General features: G+C 50.4%; 1 protein-coding gene. It reads left to right on the forward strand.

Features of this window, described 5'->3' with window-relative positions; all coding sequences use genetic code 11:
* A partial coding sequence (locus tag ACY2RR_RS24640; RefSeq protein ID WP_490110843.1) for a TRAP transporter large permease subunit occupies positions 1 to 242 on the forward strand: 242 nt, incomplete at both ends.

Here is a 242-nt window from a genome sequence, read left to right on the forward strand (position 1 = left end):
TAGGATTCCCAGCCACCAAAGCAGGTGCAATTGAAGTGGCAGCTTCCACCAATGGTCAACTGACACCACCAATTATGGGTGCTGCAGCTTTCCTGATGGTGGAATATGTTGGTATTCATTATATCGACGTTATCAAGCATGCCATCCTGTCAGCAGCTATTCCCTATATAGCATTGTTCTACCTTGTGCACTTGGACGCCGTGACAGCAGGCCTGGAAGGCATGCCTCGTGACCGCAGCCTG

This window comes from Parendozoicomonas sp. 2304DJ65-17, assembly GCF_058148445.1.